Source organism: Pseudomonas sp. LBUM1653, assembly GCF_059716115.1.
The window spans coordinates 92366-107500 of sequence record NZ_CP166803.1; the positions used below are offsets into that span (position 1 = coordinate 92366).

The 15135-nt window shown below is 59.0% G+C and carries 17 protein-coding genes and 1 pseudogene (1 of these 18 running past the window's edge); 5 read left to right on the forward strand and 13 right to left on the reverse strand.

Annotated elements, in window-relative coordinates:
- Positions 1-49: 49 nt before the first annotated feature.
- Both ACA054_RS00450 and ACA054_RS00455 read right to left on the reverse strand, forming a co-directional pair.
- Positions 50-274 (reverse strand): DUF1161 domain-containing protein, encoded by a 225-nt coding sequence (locus tag ACA054_RS00450; RefSeq protein WP_497687726.1) that lies wholly within the window; start codon positions 272-274, stop codon positions 50-52.
- Between the two features lie 122 nt (positions 275-396).
- Positions 397-612: a dodecin gene (locus ACA054_RS00455; RefSeq protein WP_008027736.1), complete on the reverse strand. Its 216-nt coding sequence runs from the start codon at positions 610-612 to the stop codon at positions 397-399.
- Positions 613-768: 156 nt separating this feature from the next.
- On the opposite strand from ACA054_RS00455, the gene ACA054_RS00460 reads away from it, so the two are divergent.
- The gene (locus ACA054_RS00460; protein WP_077185133.1) at positions 769-1095 is read left to right on the forward strand and encodes an ElaB/YgaM/YqjD family protein; all 327 of its coding nucleotides are present in this window, start codon (positions 769-771) and stop codon (positions 1093-1095) included.
- Here ACA054_RS00460 and ACA054_RS00465 read toward each other — a convergent pair.
- A complete protein-coding gene (locus tag ACA054_RS00465; protein WP_497687727.1) occupies positions 1068-1985 on the reverse strand; it encodes a LysR family transcriptional regulator in 918 nt (305 codons plus the stop codon). The genes ACA054_RS00460 and ACA054_RS00465 overlap by 28 nt on opposite strands.
- A 125-nt stretch (positions 1986-2110) precedes the next feature.
- On the opposite strand from ACA054_RS00465, the gene trpB reads away from it, so the two are divergent.
- The 3 genes and pseudogenes from trpB to ACA054_RS00480 form a co-directional block, all read left to right on the forward strand.
- Positions 2111-3346 (forward strand): tryptophan synthase subunit beta, encoded by a 1236-nt coding sequence (gene trpB / locus ACA054_RS00470; protein WP_497687728.1) that lies wholly within the window; start codon positions 2111-2113, stop codon positions 3344-3346.
- Positions 3346-4158: a tryptophan synthase subunit alpha gene (gene trpA / locus ACA054_RS00475; RefSeq protein ID WP_497687729.1), complete on the forward strand. Its 813-nt coding sequence runs from the start codon at positions 3346-3348 to the stop codon at positions 4156-4158. The genes trpB and trpA overlap by 1 nt, the downstream gene beginning before the upstream one ends.
- A pseudogene (locus tag ACA054_RS00480) lies at positions 4159-4263 on the forward strand (anti-virulence regulator CigR family protein); the annotation flags it as partial. It lies immediately after the preceding gene.
- Positions 4264-4323: 60 nt separating this feature from the next.
- Here the strand turns inward: ACA054_RS00480 and ACA054_RS00485 are convergent.
- The 10 genes from ACA054_RS00485 to ACA054_RS00530 all read right to left on the reverse strand — a co-directional run bounded on the left by ACA054_RS00485 (position 4324) and on the right by ACA054_RS00530 (position 14209).
- The gene (locus ACA054_RS00485; RefSeq protein WP_497687730.1) at positions 4324-6285 is read right to left on the reverse strand and encodes a DUF7844 domain-containing protein; all 1962 of its coding nucleotides are present in this window, start codon (positions 6283-6285) and stop codon (positions 4324-4326) included.
- Positions 6282-6602 (reverse strand): DUF2388 domain-containing protein, encoded by a 321-nt coding sequence (locus tag ACA054_RS00490; protein WP_020798084.1) that lies wholly within the window; start codon positions 6600-6602, stop codon positions 6282-6284. Before ACA054_RS00490 ends, ACA054_RS00485 begins: the two co-directional genes overlap by 4 nt.
- 28 nt (positions 6603-6630) lie before the next feature.
- The gene (locus ACA054_RS00495; protein WP_497687731.1) at positions 6631-6948 is read right to left on the reverse strand and encodes a DUF2388 domain-containing protein; all 318 of its coding nucleotides are present in this window, start codon (positions 6946-6948) and stop codon (positions 6631-6633) included.
- A 107-nt stretch (positions 6949-7055) separates the two neighbouring features.
- Positions 7056-7373 carry a DUF2388 domain-containing protein gene (locus ACA054_RS00500; protein ID WP_497687732.1) on the reverse strand — a complete coding sequence of 106 codons (318 nt, stop codon included), beginning with the start codon at positions 7371-7373 and terminating at the stop codon, positions 7056-7058.
- Between the two features lie 338 nt (positions 7374-7711).
- Complete coding sequence (locus ACA054_RS00505; RefSeq protein WP_007902752.1) at positions 7712-7927, reverse strand: DUF1127 domain-containing protein; 216 nt, start codon at positions 7925-7927, stop codon at positions 7712-7714.
- A 319-nt stretch (positions 7928-8246) separates the two neighbouring features.
- Positions 8247-9740 carry a succinyl-CoA:acetate CoA-transferase ScpC gene (gene scpC / locus ACA054_RS00510; RefSeq protein ID WP_497687733.1) on the reverse strand — a complete coding sequence of 498 codons (1494 nt, stop codon included), beginning with the start codon at positions 9738-9740 and terminating at the stop codon, positions 8247-8249.
- A gap of 214 nt (positions 9741-9954) precedes the next feature.
- Entirely contained in the window at positions 9955-11388 is a 1434-nt protein-coding gene (locus ACA054_RS00515; RefSeq protein ID WP_497687734.1) for an NAD(P)(+) transhydrogenase (Re/Si-specific) subunit beta, read from the reverse strand.
- Positions 11385-11741: an NAD(P) transhydrogenase subunit alpha part 2 gene (locus tag ACA054_RS00520; RefSeq protein ID WP_497687735.1), complete on the reverse strand. Its 357-nt coding sequence runs from the start codon at positions 11739-11741 to the stop codon at positions 11385-11387. Before ACA054_RS00520 ends, ACA054_RS00515 begins: the two co-directional genes overlap by 4 nt.
- An 11-nt stretch (positions 11742-11752) precedes the next feature.
- On the reverse strand, positions 11753-12874 hold the full coding sequence (locus ACA054_RS00525) for a Re/Si-specific NAD(P)(+) transhydrogenase subunit alpha (protein ID WP_497687736.1): 1122 nt from the start codon (positions 12872-12874) through the stop codon (positions 11753-11755).
- A 435-nt stretch (positions 12875-13309) separates the two neighbouring features.
- Positions 13310-14209, reverse strand: coding sequence for a LysR family transcriptional regulator (locus ACA054_RS00530; RefSeq protein WP_497637369.1), 900 nt, complete (start codon positions 14207-14209; stop codon positions 13310-13312).
- Between the two features lie 157 nt (positions 14210-14366).
- Here ACA054_RS00530 and ACA054_RS00535 point away from each other — a divergent pair, with 157 nt between their 5' ends.
- Positions 14367-15135: the 5' portion of an acyl-CoA dehydrogenase gene (locus tag ACA054_RS00535; RefSeq protein WP_497687737.1), read on the forward strand. 413 nt of this gene lie beyond the right edge of the window; 769 of the gene's 1182 nt are visible here — the first part of the coding sequence; the start codon lies at positions 14367-14369; the stop codon falls past the right edge of the window.

A 15135-nucleotide genomic window follows, 5' to 3' on the forward strand; every position in this document is an offset into this window, starting at 1 on the left:
CGCAAAAAGCCGACGCTGGCGTCGGCTTTTAGCTAGCAATCGGTTGGGGCTACCGTTTGTAGATTATTTCCTTGCTGCCCTTCTCGCAGGTGCCGACGACTTTTCCGTCAGCCTTACTGCCTTTATCGACAATTTCCAGCGAATAACCGGAAATGCCCTTGGCATCGAGTTTTGCAGCGATCTCGGCTTTCAACTCTTCACAGGACTTGCCGCCGTCAGCTAAGGCAGTACCCGCCAGGCTCAACAAACCTACCGCCAAAATAAACTTCTTCATCGGTCGTATTCTCTGGTCGGATCAAAAAAAGGCATCCAGCCATTGGCCGGAAAACGCAGCGAGCGCATTGCCATTCCCTATGGCACTCGGCCAGCGCGCAAGTTCAGAAGACTAGACCAACGTCAGCTGCTGGCAATCCGGAACCCGACCTTGAGCGTCACCTGAAAGTGCGCAGCCTTGCCGTCCTTGATATGGCCGCGGGTTTCGGTCACTTCAAACCATTCCATGTACTTGAGACTTTTACTGGCCTCGGCCAGCGCGTTGTTGATCGCGTCTTCAATGCTGCTGGTCGACGAGCCGACGAGTTCGACTTTCTTATAGGTGTGATGATCAGTCATGGCTTTCTCCTTAGGGTGTGAAATACAGCCTAGCAGTGATTTTCTGTCTTACTCCCTCGGTCGGTGCGACATGGAAGCTCACATTTACTGCACTTTCTCGAGTCCCTGAAGTCCCAACCAACACACGCCACTCATCAACAATGCAGGAGAGCCACCATGGCCAACAGCTCGTTACGTAAAGCCTCATTGCAAAGCATGGAAGCGGAGATCGAGAGTCTGCTCAAATCCTTGGAAAGCCTGAAGGACGACGCCTCGGACGAGTCGCGTAAAACCCTCAAGGTGCTTAAAGGCAATGCGGAGAACGCTTTGAGGCATTCGCGCCATCTGCTCACGGATGCCTATGAGGAGGTTAAGGTCAAAACCCGTGAAACCGGAATTGCCACTCGGGATTACGCACAGGAGCACCCTTGGACGACTGCCGGTGTTGCCGTCGGTGCGTTGGGCCTGCTGGCGGCCTACCTGCTGTTTAAACGCGGGGAATGATCGGTCTGGCGCAGCTCATTCTTGAGCCATTGCGCCAGTTGCCTGGCGCGCCCGTCCGCGGCGCGCTTGGGTAGCCACAAGGCCAGGTGAGCGGGTGTTTCGCAAAATCCCCAAGGGGCGACCAGGCGACCTGCCTTCAAGTCCTCGACCACCAGCGGCTCGGGGGCAATCGCCACACCCAGCCCGGCCACGGCCGCTTCCAACAAGTAATACAAATGTTCGAAACCCTGCCCGTACTTCAACGCTTTGGCGTCGAGGCCGCTTTGTTGTGCCCAACTGGGCCAGGCTTGCGGTCGCGAAGTGGTGTGCAGCAAGGGTTCAGTGAGCAGCGCTGTGGCCGGCGCCGTTTTCAGGCGCTCATAACCGGCGAACCGTGGGCTCATGACCGGGCCGATTCGTTCGCTGGCCAGTTCGAAGACCTGCATATCAGCGGGCCAGGGCGGTTCTGCAAACACCAACAGGGCATCCAGGCCCGGGCGACGGGGATCAAGATCGCCTTCGCCGGCCGACAGGTGCAAGCGCAGGTCGGGCAGGTCAGCGTTCAGCCGCCCCAGGCGCGGGATGAACCAGCGCGCCAGCAGGCTTCCCGAGCAGCCAAGGACGAACGGCGCATCGGCGGTGCTTTGCGTGAGCTCGGCGCACACGGTGCGCAAGCGCTCGAACGCTTCAGCACTGGCGTCGCGCAAACGCACGCCGGCATCTGTGAGTTTCAGGCCGCGCCCGTCCTTGACGAACAGACTTACACCGAGGTGTTCTTCAAGCACTTTCAGCTGCCGGCTGACCGCACCATGAGTAACGTGCAGCTGTTCGGCGGCCTGACTGACGCTGTTCAGGCGGGCCGTGGCTTCGAAGGCGCGCAGGGCGTTCAACGGTGGGAGGTCGTGGCTCATGTGATCTGTGAGTTTTCCTGACAGGTTGCAGCGATCTTATCGGTTTTCAGCTCAGGGCGTCAGGGGTAGAGTGAAGCCCACTATCTCTTTATGCATCAATCCTACGCATTCAACTGGAGCGCCAAATGACCCAGACTAATCTGCGCAACGGCCCTGACGCCAACGGCCTGTTTGGCGCGTTCGGCGGCCGTTATGTTGCCGAAACCCTGATGCCGTTGATCCTCGATCTGGCCCGTGAATACGAAGCGGCCAAGGAAGATCCTGCATTCAAGGAAGAACTGGCCTACTTCCAGCGCGACTACGTCGGTCGTCCAAGCCCGCTTTATTTCGCCGAGCGTCTGACCGAGTTCTGTGGCGGCGCAAAAATTTATCTCAAGCGTGAAGAGCTCAACCACACCGGCGCGCACAAGATCAACAACTGCATCGGCCAGATCCTGCTGGCGCGACGCATGGGCAAGAAACGCATCATCGCCGAAACCGGCGCCGGCATGCACGGTGTGGCAACTGCCACCGTGGCCGCGCGTTTCGGCCTGGACTGCGTGATCTACATGGGTACTACCGACATCGAACGCCAGCAGGCCAACGTGTTCCGCATGAAGCTGCTGGGTGCCGAAGTGATTCCGGTGGTAGCCGGTACCGGCACGCTGAAAGATGCGATGAACGAAGCCCTGCGTGACTGGGTGACCAACGTCGACAGCACCTTCTACCTGATCGGCACCGTGGCCGGTCCACATCCTTACCCGGCGATGGTTCGCGACTTCCAGGCCGTGATCGGCAAGGAAACCCGCGACCAGCTGCAAGCCCAGGAAGGCCGCCTGCCGGACAGCCTGGTGGCGTGCATCGGTGGCGGTTCCAACGCCATGGGCCTGTTCCACCCGTTCCTGGATGACAAGAGTGTAGAGATCATCGGCGTGGAAGCGGCCGGCTACGGCATCGAAACCGGCAAGCACGCGGCCAGCCTGAACGGCGGCGTACCGGGTGTACTGCACGGCAACCGCACCTTCCTGTTGCAGGACGACGATGGCCAGATCATCGACGCCCATTCGATCTCCGCTGGCCTCGACTACCCGGGCATCGGCCCGGAACATGCCTGGTTGCATGACATCGGTCGTGTCCAGTACACCTCGGTGACCGACGATGAAGCGCTCGCGGCATTCCACCAGTGCTGCCGCCTGGAAGGGATCATTCCTGCCCTGGAAAGCGCCCATGCCCTGGCTGAAGTGTTCAAGCGCGCGCCGACCCTGCCTAAGGATCACCTGATGGTGGTCAACCTGTCTGGCCGTGGCGATAAAGACATGCAAACCGTGATGCACCACATGGAACACTCTCAACAAGAGCAGTCAAAGCAGGAGAAACACTGATGAGCCGCCTGCAAACGCGTTTTGCCGAACTCAAGGAACAGAATCGCGCCGCCCTCGTGACCTTCGTCACCGCTGGCGACCCGGGCTATGACACCTCCCTGGCAATCCTCAAGGGCCTGCCAGCAGCGGGTGCCGACGTGATCGAGCTGGGCATGCCCTTCACCGATCCGATGGCTGACGGGCCTTCGATCCAGCTGGCCAACATCCGTGCCCTGGGCGCCAAACAGAACCTGGCGAAAACCCTGGAAATGGTTCGTGAGTTCCGCAAGGACAACAACGAAACGCCGCTGGTGCTGATGGGTTACTTCAACCCGATCCATAAATATGGCGTGCCGCGGTTCATTGCCGAGGCGAAAGAAGCCGGTGTCGATGGCCTGATCGTGGTCGACATGCCGCCCGAGCATAACGGTGAACTGTGCGACCCGGCGCAGGCTGCAGGGATCGATTTCATCCGCCTGACCACACCGACCACTGATGATGTGCGTCTGCCAACAGTCCTCAATGGCAGCTCCGGGTTTGTGTATTACGTATCGGTGGCCGGTGTGACCGGTGCTGGCGCGGCAACCCTGGAGCACGTCGAAGAAGCGGTGGCGCGTCTGCGTCGTCATACCGACCTGCCGATCAGCATCGGTTTCGGCATCCGCACGCCGGAGCAAGCGGCGAACATCGCGCGTCTGGCTGATGGCGTGGTGGTGGGTTCGGCGTTGATCGATCAGATCGCCAATGCCGTGACACCGGAGCAAGCGGTGGATGGTGTGCTGAGCCTGTGCTCGGCGTTGGCCGATGGCGTGCGTAAGGCTCGCGTCAGCTGAGGACCGGTGCGTCAGACGACTCACGACCATCACGACTATTTCGTCCGTGGTGCTCCGCCGCCTCCAGGCATTCACCTGGAGCGCCTTCGGCCACTGCCCCGTGGCTAGCTCTGAACAGCGTGTAGCAAAAGGCTTCGCGGCGGTGGCGTCGCGAAGCCTTTTGTTTTACGGCAACTGCAAACCACCCGCAGCCTTGTGCAACTTGCGCAGGTGCTCGCCAATCTGTTTAACGTTGGCCTCGTTGGCCGCCATTTCGGCTGCACGGTCTGGATCGAGCAGCGCTCTGACTTCCTTGTCCAGGTCCCCGGTCAATGCCTGAAGCTGCTTCTGCCGCAGGCTGCTTTCCGATTCCAGACGTTGCCATTCAGCAGGCTGCGGCAAGCCATATCCGCCGCTGCCGAGCAATTCCGCCGGACGACTGAGGAAACCGCTGCTATCGAGAATTTGCCTCAGTGTCGCGTTGGCTTTGTCCATTCCGCCGTTTTTCAGTTCACGGGCACCCAGGTAACGTTGTTTGACCTCGTCCTGGGCCAGGAGCAATTGCTGGCGATAGCTTGCCTGCTCCAGCAGGAGCAATGCCGCGCTGGTGCGTAAATCTGCCTGATCGAACCATTGGCGGCGTTCCGCTGCGGACAGGGACAACCAGTCTTCGACCTTTTCCTGTTTGATCGGCAGGTGCTTTCTCAATACCTCGAACATCGCTTGATAGCGATCGCGGAAAGAGTCAAAGCGATAACCCAGGCGCAGTGCCTCACGTGGATCGTCCAGCACGCTGGTATCGGCCAGCCCGCGACCCTTCAGCACTTCCAGCAAACCATTGGGCATGATGTTGTCGAGAGCCACCAATTTTGAGTTGTTGGTGCCGCCACGCAACAACTTCAGCTCTTCCACAGCGCAGTTGTTTGACAGGAAGAAGTAGTTGCCGTCGTAACTCCAGTGCATCTCGGCGGCACGTTCCACCACGTTTTCAATCTCGTCACGAGACAGGTTCAGCGGCACGGAAGCGAGGCTGCGCAGTTCGGTCTTGGTGTATTCGTCGATCACCTGGGCCAGTGGCAACACGAACAGGCGTGACGGGTATTTACCCACCAACCCATCCCAACTCGATAGCTGCACGTCGCCTACGAATGCGCGGTAGGACAGTACCAGGTGCTGGTCCAGGTCCAAGCGGCAATCCGGGCCGCGGGGCCGGCCCGGTGCGCAGATCACCAGGCGTAACATGCTGTGGCCCCAACGGCTGACCCAGTTCTGGTTGGCCTCAGCCAGTAGATAATCGACGGCGTAGACTCGCTCGGGATCGACCTGGCCCAGAGGCGTCTTGGCGAAGTCATTGCCGGCGTTGAGGAATGCGAAGGTCTTGCCGCAATCGCCTTTGGCGGCGGGTGCCCAGCCGAAGTGCGCCTTGTAGTAGCGGTACAGCGCAGGGCGACGACAGGCGTAGCTCGGGTCGAGGAGGAAATACTCCATGTTGACCGCGACGAATTCCTTGGGGCTGCTGGTCTCGTAGATATCCGGGCTACGGACAATCTGGCGGTTGTGCTGTTCGCGCTCGCCACGCCGGCCAACATACTGCTGCCAGCCGGCGAGGTCGAGCAGGCGCGGGTCGTCGCTGAGCGTGAAACGGCGCCCTGATTGCCCACGGCATTGATCGGGAATACCCACTAGCCCCGAACTGCTGTCTTGTCGGGTACAGCGTTGGATCAGCGTGCGCTCCGCATTCGGCCAGAGGCGCGAGCGGTCATAAATGTGGGTCAGCTCATGCAGCACCGTGGCGAGCATTTCCCGGCGCACAGTGCCATGGGGGCGATAGGTTTTCTTGGTCGCGGCGCTGCCATCCGTGAGACTGGCCAACAACTTGCGATTCAGATCGAGCTCGGAAACCAGCGATGCCTGGCCATAGGCATCGCTGCGCATGTTATCGGTCCAGCCGACGTCGATGCGCCGGTCGAGTTGCTCGATGAACCGCGGCGGCAATGCCTGCATGGCTTCATCGAGCAACGCTTGGCTCGCCTGCTGTTGCGCGGGGGTCAGGCCTTCGGTCTTGAGATGGAGTTCCAGGTCGGCGTGGGCCGTGCTGCCGAACAGCAGCATGACCCCGGCCAACAGCCAGGTAGCTGGAGACCTCACAGTGCGAGGATGGCTTCGGCGAGATCCTGATCACTGGCATCGCGGGCTTCTGGAACGCGAGTGCGCAACAAATTGAGAGCGGATTCCAGGTGCGCACCACGAATATCGCCGTTGCTGGCGACGAAACTGGCGGCATCGTCCTGGGCTTCGCGGACGATTTTCGAGTCGCGGATCGACGTCGTGGTGTCGGAAGTGAAATCCAGCGTGCGCTGGGTGGCACGAATGAGGATGTTGCTGGTGGCAACCAGGGTTTGGGCCTGGGCCACATCAGCCAACAACAGCAGGCCAAGGGTGGCAACAATCAGCGGGTTACGCATGGAACGACTCCGGAGAAACTTGGGATAACTATTGGACGAGAATTGCCTGTGCCAGTTCAAGGTCGCTGGCATGAAGTTTTGGCTGGGCCTGACGCAGGTAAGCCATGGCCGATTCCAGATGTGCGCCTCTCATTTGGCCATCACTGGCGATGAATGCCGCGGCATCATCCCGGGCGGCGAGGAGCAGTTTATGGTCGAAGGGGGCAGACGTCACCATGCCCGTGGCATAACTGCTGGCCACAATGCCTTGGGTTGACAGGTTAAACGCGTCGAAGGCATGAGCCGCCCCCGAGTAGCAGGCTGCTAGAAATATTGGAGCAATCAGCAGATTCGAAAGAAAACGCATGAGACTCGACAGTTGAATGTGAGTCCCAAGGCTAGCGCAAGGCCCGGGCTAGAGCCAGTGCTGAAACATTGGGACACGCCACGCGTGTCCCCCATCGCGGCAAACGCTTAGATGGTCAGGATGGCCTGCGCCAGCTGTGCGTCTGTTGCGTTCAGTTGTGGAGCCTGATGGCGAATGTGATCGAGCGCGCTTTCCAGTTTTACACCACGGATGGTGCCTTCGCTGGCGACGAAGCTGGCAGCGTCGTCACGGGCCGCGAGCACGACCTTGTCGTCTTTGAACGAAGACGTGACGTCGGAGGTCGCGTCAGACGTGGCTTTGAGTGCACCGACGACGGCATCGGTGGTCACGATGAAGCTGGTGGCGTGGGCATTGGCAGCCACGGCAAGCAGGGCTGCAGCGCTGAGCAGACGAAGACGGGACATGGTGTAACTCCTTTGGATAAGACGATTAAGAGGTGGCGCAGTGTCTGATGATCAGACGCCAAACACTCGGGGGGCGCCACGTTCTGGCTTGATATTAGGCCTGAGCAGGCCGTTTCGAACAGCCTATAAGAGAAAAGGTTGCTAGAAATCAGTTTGACCGCATGAAAGTCCATTTTAAAACTGTAACGGTCTACTCACAAAATATTAAAACTGTACCTGCTTGCGCGCTAATAGCGCCTAAAACGACAAAGCCCGTCGTGGTTTCCCACGACGGGCTCTGTTTGTTCAATTCGGGTTGCTGGCAGTAGACCCTGCAGGTCAGAGCCAGCGACGCTGATTTAGCGCCAGAACGGCTTGCTCAGCTCTTCGTAGCGTTGTGCTTCGCTAATCCCGGCGTCAGCCAGCAGACGCGAATCCAGGCGAGCCAGTTGGTGGCGGCTGGAGATGCGGCGCTGCCACAGCATCAGGTTGGCGATAACGCGCAGAGGCATGGAAGCCTGGGTTTTTGCAGCGGTGTCTTCGAAGAACAGTTCGGAACTGAGTGTACGTTCCATGGTTTTCATCCTTCCGCTTATGGCGGGATTAGGTAGTGGCTTAACTGGTGCCCATGATCCTCTTGTTTGCCTAGCCTCTGTAGATACAGTTCATCTGTATTGTGAGAGCTCAGTTAACTGTTTATAGGGGGTGTACTGGTAAAAAATGAGGCAACTGTACCTATCTGCTCCAATATGGTGCAATATTGCTCGTATGGGTAGAGAGTGTAGGAGAAATCGGTAGGAATTGACCGGTACAGCAGTACAGTTTTTGGCAGGAATCTGCTTGGCAACAGCAAGCTGACGAAACTGTGTTTGCGTCAGCTGCTATCTGTACCAATCAAACCGCGATCATTCTCTCGGTTTCTTCCAGGTTCATGTGCCAGCTCAGAGCATCACGCAGGATATGCGGCGTGTGCCCGCCGATGGCGCAGGCCGCCGTGAAATAGTCGTTCAGTGCCTGGCGATAATCCGGGTGTACGCAGTTGTCGATGATGACACGCGCCCGCTCCCGAGGTGCAAGGCCGCGCAGGTCCGCCAGGCCGACTTCGGTGACGAGGATGTCGACATCATGTTCCGTGTGGTCAACGTGGCTGACCATCGGAACCACGCTGGAAATCGCCCCGCCCTTGGCAATCGACTTGGTTACGAAGATGGCCAGGTGCGCGTTGCGCGCGAAGTCGCCCGAGCCGCCAATGCCGTTCATCATCCGCGTGCCGCAGACATGAGTGGAGTTGACGTTGCCATAGATATCGAACTCAAGGGCGGTGTTGATGCCAATGATGCCGAGGCGACGGACCACTTCAGGGTGATTGGAGATTTCCTGCGGGCGCAGGACCAGTTTGTCCTTGTAGCGCTCCAGGTTGCCGAACACGTCAGCGTTGCGCCGGCTCGACAAGGTAATCGAACTGCCGGAGGCAAAGCTCAGCTTGCCGGCGTCGATCAGGTCGAACGTCGAGTCCTGAAGTACCTCGGAGTACATCGTCAGGTCTTCGAATGGCGAATCGATCAGGCCGCACATCACCGAGTTGGCGATGGTGCCGATACCGGCCTGCAGCGGGCCGAGTTTGTTGGTCATGCGCCCGGCGCTGACTTCTTGCTTGAAGAAGTTGATCAGGTGATCGGCGATGGCCTGGGTATCCACATCCGGTGGCAGCACGGTGGACGGTGAGTCGGACTGGTTGGTGATCACGATCGCGACGATCTTTTCCGGCGGAATCGGGATGGCGGTGCTGCCAATGCGATCATCGACCTTGACCAAAGGAATCGGCGTACGGGTCGGACGATAGGTCGGGATATAGATGTCGTGCAGGCCTTCGAGGTTGGAGTTGTGCGCCAGGTTTATCTCAACGATCACGTGCTTGGCGAAAATCGCGAAGCTGGCCGAGTTGCCCACGGAAGTAGTCGGCACGATGTGGCCTTGCTCGGTAATGGCCACGGCTTCGATGACCGCGATGTCTGGCAGCTTCAGTTGCTGGTTGCGCAGTTGCTCGACGGTTTCCGAGAGGTGCTGGTCAATGAACATCACTTCGCCGGCGTTGATCGCCTTGCGCAAGGTGCTGTCCACCTGGAATGGCATGCGTCGTGACAGTACGCCGGCCTCAGTGAGCTGTTTGTCGAGGTCGTTGCCCAGGCTGGCGCCGGTCATCAGGCTGATCTTCAGCGGTGTGACCTTGGCCCGTTCGGCCAGTGCGTGGGGTACGGCCTTGGCTTCGCCGGCGCGGGTGAAGCCGCTCATGCCGACGGTCATGCCGTCCTCAATCAGAGCGGCAGCCTCGGCGGCGCTCATCACTTTATCCAACAACGAAGGCAGGCGAATACGGTCACGGTACATGGATTGTTATCTCGGGCAACGGGTAGCAGGACGTGCAGTCTAGTGAATTTCACGGCGCTGTGTCCCGCTACCAAGGTCGCAAAAGAGGCGTCTATTCCGGGGCTTTCAAGCAAAACACCGTTACTGGATCGGTAATAAAGCAGCGGTTTGTCCGACGATTTGCGCAAACAAAAACGCCCCGACAAGTCGGGGCGTTCGTGTTGCTGGCGGAGGGTTAATCGACAGCTTTGACCATGTCTTCGATGACCTTTTTAGCGTCGCCGAACACCATCATGGTTTTGTCCAGGTAGAACAGTTCGTTATCCAGGCCGGCATAGCCGCTGGCCATCGAGCGCTTGTTGACGATGATGGTCTTGGCTTTGAACGCTTCGAGGATCGGCATGCCGGCAATCGGCGATTTCGGATCGTTCTTCGCGGCCGGGTTGACCACGTCGTTGGCGCCTAGCACCAGCACCACGTCGGCCTGGCCGAACTCGGAGTTGATGTCATCCATCTCGAACACCTGGTCATAAGGCACTTCGGCCTCGGCCAGCAGTACGTTCATGTGGCCAGGCATACGACCGGCGACCGGGTGGATCGCGTACTTCACGGTCACGCCGCGATGGGTCAGCTTCTCGGTCAGTTCTTTCAGTGCATGTTGCGCCCGTGCTACCGCCAGGCCGTAGCCCGGAACGATGATCACGGTGTCGGCGTTGGTCAGCAGGAAGGTCGCGTCGTCAGCCGAACCGGATTTCACCGGACGAGCTTCCTTGGCGCCTGCAGGACCTGCGTCGGCGGTATTGCCGAAGCCGCCAAGCAGTACATTGAAGAAGGAGCGGTTCATCGCCTTGCACATGATGTACGAGAGGATCGCACCGGACGAACCTACCAGCGAACCGGCAATGATCAGCATCGAGTTGTTCAGCGAGAAGCCGATACCCGCCGCTGCCCAGCCGGAGTAGCTGTTGAGCATGGACACGACGACCGGCATGTCGGCACCGCCAATCGGGATGATGATCAACACGCCGAGCACGAAGGCCAGCGCCAGCATCACGCCGAAAGCGGTGTAGTCGCCGGTGAGCATGAAGGTCACACCCAGGGCCAGTGTGGCCAGGCCCAGCAGCAGGTTCAGCTTGTGCTGGCCACTGAACTGTACCGGTGCACCCTGAAACAGGCGGAACTTGTACTTGCCGGACAGCTTGCCGAAGGCGATCACCGAGCCAGAGAAGGTGATTGCACCAATCGCTGCACCGAGGAACAGTTCCAGGCGGTTACCGGCCGGGATCGCGTCACCGAGTTGCTTGACGATGCCCAGCGACTGCGGCTCGACCACGGCAGCCACGGCGATGAACACCGCTGCCAGGCCGATCATGCTGTGCATGAAGGCGACCAGTTCGGGCATCTTGGTCATTTCAACGCGTTTGGCCATGATCGACCCGGCAGTGCCGCCGATCAGCAGGCCGACGATCACGTAGACGATACCGTCCTGGGCCAGTTCGGCACCGAGCTTGTAGATCAAGCCGACCGTGGTGAGGATCGCCAGGCCCATGCCCAGCATGCCGAACAGGTTGCCGCGACGCGACGTGGTTGGATGCGAGAGTCCCTTGAGCGCCTGGATGAAGCAGACCGAGGCGATCAAATACAGGGAAGTAACCAGATTCATGCTCATGCTTGCTGCACCTCAGCCTTGATTGCTTCAGCCTTGGCTGCCGCAGCTTTTGCTGGAGCCGCTTTCTTCTTGAACATTTCCAGCATGCGCCGAGTGACCAGGAAGCCACCAAACACGTTGACCGCGGCCAGGGCCACGGCCAGGGTACCCATGGTCTTGCCCAGTGGAGTCACGGTGAGGGCGGCGGCGAGCATGGCGCCGACGATGACGATGGCCGAGATGGCGTTGGTGACGGCCATCAGCGGTGTGTGCAATGCAGGTGTCACGTTCCAGACCACGTGGTAACCGACATAGATAGCCAGCACGAAGATGATCAGGTTGTAGATACCGTCAGAGATCAGCATGTCTTCCATTGTTTTTATCCTCAGCCGTTCTTGCGCACGATCTGGCCGTCGCGGCACATCAGGCACGCGGCGACGATATCGTCTTCAAGGTTGATCACCAGTTGTCCTTCTTTATCGAACAACAGTTTCATGAAGTCCAGCAGGTTGCGTGCATACAGTGCCGAGGCATCGGCACCAACCGCGGCAGCCAGGTTGGTCGGGCCAGCGATGGTCACACCGTTTTGTACGACCACCTGATCGGCCACGGTCAGCGGGCAGTTGCCGCCCTGTGCCGCCGCAAGGTCGATGACCACCGAGCCAGGTTTCATCTGTGCCACGGTTTCCGCGCTGAGCAGCGTTGGCGCCTTGCGACCCGGAATCAGTGCAGTGGTGATGACGATGTCAGCCTGCTTGGCGCGTTCGTGCACAGCCACGGCCTGGCGCTGCATCCAGCTGGCCGGCATGGGTCGGGCGTAGCCGCCGACACCGACGGCGCATTCACGCTCTTCATCGGTCTCGTAAGGCACGTCGACGAACTTGGCGCCCAGGGATTCGATCTGCTCTTTCACCGCAGGGCGCACGTCAGACGCTTCGATCACCGCACCCAGGCGCTTGGCCGTAGCGATGGCCTGCAGCCCGGCAACACCAGCGCCGAGAATCAGCACCCGCGCCGCTTTCACGGTGCCCGCGGCGGTCATCAGCATCGGCATGAAGCGCGGATAGTGATGAGCGGCCAGCAACACGGCTTTATAGCCGGCGATGTTGGCTTGCGAGGACAGTACATCCAGGCTCTGTGCACGGGAGGTGCGAGGGGCGGCCTCCAGGGCAAAGGCGGTAATGCCGCACTCGGCCATCTTGGCGATGGTTTCGTTGTTGAACGGATTGAGCATCCCCACCACAACGGTGCCGCTCTTTATCAGCGCAAGCTCGCTGTCGCTGGGGGCGACCACCTTCAAAATCAGCTCTGCACCAAACGCCTCACTGGCGCTGCCAATGGCTGCACCAACGGCTTCATAGGCACTGTCGACAACGCTGGCATTGACGCCGGCGCCGCTTTGTACAGTGACCTTGTGACCCTGGCCGATCAGCTTCTTGATGGTTTCGGGGGTTGCAGCAACCCGTGTTTCACCGGTCTGGGTTTCGAGAGGAACACCAATGTGCACGTCAAATCTCCTGCGTGATCTTATTGAGTAAACCCATGCACTACGGATGGTGCGGCTGGGGCGGCCGATCAGCACGACCCCGCTAAATTCAAGCGGGGCGCGGCATTTTGCAGGCGAACTTTGTGCCCTTCAAGGGATTATGACGGGTGACGGAAAATTAACTACAAGTCACCCCGTGACCGAATGTCGCAACGATCTGGCTCTATCCCTTACAGACCGTGGCTTCCAAGGCACTTTTGCAATTTTTTCGAAATTACAAATCGTTACGCTGAATGAAGCGTCATTTCGTTGGATAAGTGGCTCAAAGCCACGTCTTCAGGCGCTTATGGCACGTTTGTACTGCTTCTGGGTACAGTCTGTGAAAATGCGACAAATACTTATATCTGTAGGGTTTTTAATTTGCTGACTACGAGGTCAGCTAATTGTTGAGAGCCTTTATCCCTCTAGGCTGTAGCTGTGCGCTTGATTCACCAGCCAATCTCGAAAAGCCCTTAAAGACGCAGATTCGACCTTTCGCTCAGGAATCATCAGGTAGTAGGCCTTGATGCTGGAGAGTGCCTGAGGGTTGGCGATCACCAGGCGTGCCTCGGCCAATTCGCGCTGAATCAGGAACGGCGGGATCAGCGCAATCCCCATATCGTGCATCGCCGCCTGGGCCAGCATGGAGAATAGCTCGTAGCGCGGTCCTGTCATGTCCCGCGGGACATTAAGATGCTGAGAGTCGAACCATTGGCGCCAGGCGTAGGGGCGGGTGGTCTGTTGCAGGAGGGGCAGGTCCGCGATTTCAGCGGGTGTCAGGGCATTTTTGTTGCCCAATAGGTTGGGGCTGCACACGGGCATCGGATTTTCACCCATCAACCTGTGGGATTCAGTACCCGACCAATCGGCATCACCGAAGTAGATCGCTGCGTCGAAATCGGTGTCGGCAAACAGGAACGGGCGCGTTCGGTTGGTCAGGTTGACCGTCACTTCCGGGTGTTTCTGCTGAAAGTCCTTGAGCCTGGGCAGCAGCCACTGGGTGCCGAACGTCGGAACCACGGCCAGTTCTATTACGTTGGCTCCCTGCTGGCCCATCACGGACAAGGTGTCACGCTCAACCGCATCGAGTTGAGTGGCAACCCGGCGACTGTAGGAAAGGCCCGCCTCCGTCAATTTGACCCCGCGTCGGGAGCGTCGGAACAGTTCCACGCTGAGGAACTCCTCGAGGCTGGCGATCTGTCGGCAAATTGCCCCCTGGGTCAGTGAAAGCTCCTGGGCTGCCTTGGTGAAGCTTTCATGGCGTGCGGCCGCCTCGAAGCTGATCAGGGCCGTGGTGCTGGGTATTTTCCTGCGCATGTACGTCAACCTCACTAATACATCGCCTTGAATGGGTTTTGCGACGTTTCGGAGTGAGAAATTAGCACAACAGTATGCGAAATCCTCGTTTGCCCCGACGTCGAACCCGGCCTAGGATCACTGCACGTTATTTGACCTGTTTCTAGAGGACACACTCATGGCCGGTAAAGCTAGCTTCAACTGGATCGATCCCCTGCTGCTGGATCAACAGCTCACCGAAGAAGAGCGCATGATCCGCGACACCGCTGCGCAGTTCGCTCAGCAAAGTCTGGCGCCGCGCGTTCTCGAAGCTTTCCGTCATGAAAAGACCGATCCGGCGATCTTCCGCGAAATGGGTGAAGTGGGCCTGTTGGGCGCAACCATCCCCGAGCAATACGGCGGCAGTGGCCTGAACTACGTCAGCTACGGCCTGATTGCGCGTGAAGTCGAGCGTGTCGACTCCGGCTACCGTTCGATGATGAGTGTGCAATCCTCGCTGGTGATGGTGCCGATCAATGAATTCGGTACTGAAGCCCAGAAGCAGAAATACCTGCCGAAACTGGCGTCGGGCGAGTGGATCGGTTGCTTCGGCCTGACCGAGCCAAACCATGGCTCCGATCCGGGTGCGATGATCACTCGTGCACGCAAAGTGGAAGGCGGCTACAGCCTGACCGGCAGCAAGATGTGGATCACCAACAGCCCGATCGCCGATGTGTTTGTGGTCTGGGGCAAGGATGATGCCGGCGATATCCGTGGCTTTGTTCTGGAAAAAGGCTGGAAAGGCCTAAGCGCCCCTGTGATTCACGGCAAGGTCGGCCTGCGGGCATCGATTACCGGTGAGATCGTCATGGACAACGTGTTCGTTCCGGAAGAAAACATCTTCCCCGACGTCCGTGGCCTGAAAGGCCCTTTCACCTGCCTTAATTCGGCCCGTTACGGCATCTCCT

What these genes read in the sequence shown, in the direction of transcription:
- ACA054_RS00450 (WP_497687726.1), bottom strand. Translation starts at nt 274, where the DNA reads ATGAAGAAGTTTATTTTGGCGGTAGGTTTGTTGAGCCTGGCGGGTACT.
- ACA054_RS00455 (WP_008027736.1), bottom strand. Translation starts at nt 612, where the DNA reads ATGACTGATCATCACACCTATAAGAAAGTCGAACTCGTCGGCTCGTCG.
- ACA054_RS00460 (WP_077185133.1), top strand. Translation starts at nt 769, where the DNA reads ATGGCCAACAGCTCGTTACGTAAAGCCTCATTGCAAAGCATGGAAGCG.
- ACA054_RS00465 (WP_497687727.1), bottom strand. Translation starts at nt 1,985, where the DNA reads ATGAGCCACGACCTCCCACCGTTGAACGCCCTGCGCGCCTTCGAAGCC.
- trpB (WP_497687728.1), top strand. Translation starts at nt 2,111, where the DNA reads ATGACCCAGACTAATCTGCGCAACGGCCCTGACGCCAACGGCCTGTTT.
- trpA (WP_497687729.1), top strand. Translation starts at nt 3,346, where the DNA reads ATGAGCCGCCTGCAAACGCGTTTTGCCGAACTCAAGGAACAGAATCGC.
- ACA054_RS00490 (WP_020798084.1), bottom strand. Translation starts at nt 6,602, where the DNA reads ATGCGTAACCCGCTGATTGTTGCCACCCTTGGCCTGCTGTTGTTGGCT.
- ACA054_RS00495 (WP_497687731.1), bottom strand. Translation starts at nt 6,948, where the DNA reads ATGCGTTTTCTTTCGAATCTGCTGATTGCTCCAATATTTCTAGCAGCC.
- ACA054_RS00500 (WP_497687732.1), bottom strand. Translation starts at nt 7,373, where the DNA reads ATGTCCCGTCTTCGTCTGCTCAGCGCTGCAGCCCTGCTTGCCGTGGCT.
- ACA054_RS00505 (WP_007902752.1), bottom strand. Translation starts at nt 7,927, where the DNA reads ATGGAACGTACACTCAGTTCCGAACTGTTCTTCGAAGACACCGCTGCA.
- scpC (WP_497687733.1), bottom strand. Translation starts at nt 9,740, where the DNA reads ATGTACCGTGACCGTATTCGCCTGCCTTCGTTGTTGGATAAAGTGATG.
- ACA054_RS00515 (WP_497687734.1), bottom strand. Translation starts at nt 11,388, where the DNA reads ATGAGCATGAATCTGGTTACTTCCCTGTATTTGATCGCCTCGGTCTGC.
- ACA054_RS00520 (WP_497687735.1), bottom strand. Translation starts at nt 11,741, where the DNA reads ATGGAAGACATGCTGATCTCTGACGGTATCTACAACCTGATCATCTTC.
- ACA054_RS00530 (WP_497637369.1), bottom strand. Translation starts at nt 14,209, where the DNA reads ATGCGCAGGAAAATACCCAGCACCACGGCCCTGATCAGCTTCGAGGCG.